Source organism: Microbacterium sp. HMWF026 (assembly GCF_003061325.1).
GTDB classification, from domain to species: Bacteria; Actinomycetota; Actinomycetes; order Actinomycetales; family Microbacteriaceae; genus Microbacterium; species Microbacterium testaceum_E.
Map to the genome: position 1 here is coordinate 1 of NZ_QAJB01000228.1, position 2,988 is coordinate 2,988.

The following is a 2,988-nucleotide window of genomic DNA, read 5'->3' on the forward strand; positions in this document are numbered from 1 at the left end:
GCCGCGGTGGGCGCGGGAGCGACGTCGTCGCGGGGCGTGACCGGCCGCGGATCCGCGGGAGGCGCCCAGTCGCTGGTGGAGGGCACGGCATCCGCGAGCGAACCGGTGGGGGCGGCGAAGGGGAGCACGACCGGCTCGGAGACGGCCGCGGGCCGCTGGCCGTCCGGATCGTGGGCGCGCTCGCGCGCGAAGCCGAGATCGTCGAGACCGGATGCCGCGTCGTGGGACCGCGCGACGTCCGACGGCTCGGAGCTCACGGCCGGGCCCGGCGTCCATCCGCCGATGAGGGGGACGTAGGGGCCGTCGAAGTCGCGTCCGCGCCGGACGGGGGCGGATTCCTCATCCGGCGCCTCGGAGCGGCGGATGCCACCCTCCCAGCGCGCAGAGCCCCAGCCGAGGATGCTCGCCCAGACGATCGGGAACAGCGCTCCGACCACCGTCATGCCCGCACCCGCTCCGAAGGAGGTCGTGATGCGGTGCACCGCGACGACGTAGACCGCGACGAAGGCGATGAGTCCGAAGATCGGGACGATGTTGAGCAGCACGAGCCACGGCGAGAACCCGCCGAGGCGGAGGATCGTCGCGACGTTGTAGACGGGGATCCACGCCTTCCACGCCGGCTCCCCCATCTTGGCGAACACGGCCGCGAGGGCGAGGGCGAACCACACGTACAGCACGACGACGAGGGCGAACGACGTCGCCTGCAGAACCACCATGGTCGATTCGGTCATGTCGTCTCGCGACCCCCCGGTGCGGTGGGACGCTTCCCCCTCTCGTCGCGGTGCGGCGTCCCCCGCCGCGAACGGCGCGGGGCGAGGAACCGCAGGAACGATCTCAACGATAGGGCCGCGCGCACGCGACGCCAGAAGCCTCGCTGACGGGTCATCGCGCGCCGTTCCTCGTCGACGATCCGCCAGAAGGCCGAGACCTCGTCCGCGCCGACGTCGGCGGACGAGAAGACGGCGCGATCGGCGTCGTCGGCCAGGCGCACGCCCGACGGGGTCGCGAAGGCCGCGGCGACCTCTCGGCGCGTGGGCGAGCGGGGCACCGAGCGGCCGGAATCGACGCCCGCGTCGACGTACTCGTCCCAGCCGCCCGCGATCGCGGAACGCGGGTCGGGGTCGCGACGACGGCCACGGCGGCGGACCATCTTGGCCACGATCACGGCGAGGAACGGACCGATGAGGATCAGCAGGACGGCCAGCACCACCCCGGAGATCCGCAGAGCCGACCACAGCCATGCCAGGTCGAGGGAGTCGTCCGTCCGCGCGTCGTCGTCGAGCGAGTTGTCCTCCTGCACCGGCTCCGGCGGGACGACCTCGTCGACGGTGTCGGGACGAACCTCGGTGACGTTCTCGGGATCCTGCTGCTGCGTGACCTCGAGACTCGGCGACTTCTCGTACTGCGGAGTGACATCGACCGCGACCCACCGCCCGTCGTCACCGCGCACCTCGGTCCACGCGCTCAGATCGCGCGCCCGACACTCCCCCGCGTCGCAGGTGGCGAGGGCGCTGTCCGGCGATGACAGACGCGTCCCCACGACCACACGCGCGGGGAACCCCAGCTCGTGCGCGATCAGCGCGGTGGCGACGGCGAACTGCTCGTCGTCGCCGACCGCCGCGACGTAGTTGTCGGAGGCCGCGGCGCGTGGGTCGTCCTCGCGTTCGAGGAGCCGCTCGAACATGCGGTCGACGCGCGCGAGGGAGTGTCCGGACGCGCTGGGCTGCAGCTGGTATCCCGGCAGGTCCGCCGTCCACGCCGGAGGCGCCGCCCCTTCGGGGGCGAGGCTGTGACTGAGGTATCCGCGCTCTCGGAGCAGCTGGACCAGCGCCTGCAGGGCTGCGCCGTCGGAGCCCGCGGCGTGCTCCTCGACCCACCGGCGCAGGTTGTCGCCGCCGGCAACCCCCGCGGCGTCGCCGGGCGGACGCAGCGCCGTCAGGTCGTCGGTCGAGGGCTCCACCGCGGACAGGCGGTACGCATCACCGCTCCGCAGCCCGCCGTCGGCGATCTGCACCCCCGCCTCGGCCTCGGCGCTGTAGTAGAAGCGGTCGGCGAGGACCGCTCGGCGATCCCCCTCGAATGCCGCGGACGATAGCCGACCGGCGGTCGGCATCCAGATCCCGCTCAGATCGACGATGTCGATGTCGGCCTGGACGGTACGCCCCTGCCCGGCGTCCCGAGAGGAGGGGAGGCGGACGAAACCGCCACCCTCGTCGCCGGAGGCGCGGAACACCTCTCCGTCGTAGGTGTCGAGTGTCGCGATGCGGATGCGCTCGGGGAGGGCGTCGCCGCCGCTCACCCGGAACAGGACGTCGTCGGAGCGGGCATCCGAGAACATCGACCGGTATTCGGCGAGCGGACTGACCGCCTCGGCGATCTGCCGCTCGGGGCCCGCGGCCGACCGCAGGACCTGACGATCCGCGTCACGGGCCAGAGCGGGCACCACCGTCACCGTCGCGACGACGGCCACCACGAGCATCCCTGCGCCCAGCGCGTGGCGGCGGCGGTCCGTCGCCGAAGAGCCACGACCGGTCGCGACGGCCGAGACCTCGCTCGCCCGCTCGAGGGCCCGGCCGCGTTCGTCGCGGGCGCGCCACGACAGCCACAGCACGGCCGCGAACAGGGCGCCCAGGCCCACCCCCGTCTCGACAGGTGCGGACAGGACGATCGGTCCGAGCGCGAGCGGGGCACTCGTTCCCGTGCGGCCGAAGAACAGTCCGAACCCGGTCATCGCGAGCCCCGGGACGACCGCGGCGACCGCGAGTCGGTCCGTCCGCACCGCGAGCGCGAGCGTCGCGGCGGTACCGACGAGGAAGACCACCAGGGCAGGGACGAGCAGATTCCGGTAGGTGCCGACCGGAAGGTCGACGGTGACGAGATCCTTCCACGCCACGAGGAGACCCCCGAACGACTCTCCGAGACCGCGCAGCACGTCGAGCGGAGATGTCAGGCGCGAGGGCACGGCGAGAGGGACGCACAGAGCGGCGA

At 73.1% G+C, this 2,988-nt stretch carries 2 protein-coding genes; both read right to left on the bottom strand.

What is annotated here, in order from left to right; all coding sequences use genetic code 11:
• Nucleotides 1-731, bottom strand: a 731-nt coding sequence (locus tag DBR36_RS09240; protein ID WP_258222685.1) for a DUF5684 domain-containing protein, incomplete at its 3' end; no start/stop codon positions are given.
• Nucleotides 728-2,988: transglutaminase domain-containing protein (locus DBR36_RS09245; RefSeq protein WP_108318759.1), on the bottom strand; the 2,261-nt coding region annotated here is incomplete at its 5' end. The genes DBR36_RS09240 and DBR36_RS09245, both read right to left, overlap by 4 nt.